Origin of the sequence: Psychrobacter sp. Pi2-52, from assembly GCF_904846705.1 — a bacterium.
Lineage (GTDB): Bacteria > Pseudomonadota > Gammaproteobacteria > Pseudomonadales > Moraxellaceae > Psychrobacter.
In genome coordinates, this window is record NZ_CAJHBS010000067.1 from 1 (window position 1) to 615 (window position 615).

At 40.5% G+C, this 615-nt stretch carries 1 protein-coding gene; it reads left to right on the top strand.

Annotation, left to right across the window (positions count from 1 at the left end; all coding sequences use genetic code 11):
* The first annotated feature begins 37 nt into the window (after positions 1-37).
* On the top strand, positions 38-610 hold the full coding sequence (locus JMY00_RS13550) for a transposase (protein WP_240990773.1): 573 nt from the start codon (positions 38-40) through the stop codon (positions 608-610).
* Positions 611-615: the final 5 nt, after the last annotated feature.

Here is a 615-nt window from a genome sequence, read left to right on the forward strand (position 1 = left end):
TGTAGTAAAACAGGCATTTATCATGCCCTAAAGCGACTTGGCATCAGTCAAAAAAAAGACCTTAGAACACCCAAAAGCCTGTCCGATCAAAAGAGCGATATACCACAGTAAGCTTGATAACTTTAAACAACAAGGCTATCCCATCGTCTATATATACGCGCGCGGCTTTGAGCACGAGACCATTCGCTCTCATGGTTATGCACCGATTGGTAAACCCTGTATCGATAGTTACAACTGGCAAGGTAAAAAGCGAACCAACGTTATCGGTGCTCTATATGAAAAGATGCTGTTTGCACTAGATTACTTTGAGACAAACATCAACAGCAGCATATTCTACGACTGGTGCAAACACAAGCTAATCCCAAGTCTTAAAACCAAATGCGTGATTGTGATGGATAATGCTCGATTTCATAAAAATAAACGCATTCAAAAGCTACTGAATAGGCATGGTCATCGCATTTTATGGTTGCCGCCGTACAGCCCTGATCTGAACCCTATCGAAAAGAAATGGGCACAAGTAAAGTTTCTACGCCAAGGCTGGTTGGAAAACGACTTATCCAAGTTGTTTTATGATGTTTGTCCTAACCATAACAATTTTATTTTGAACTGACTATA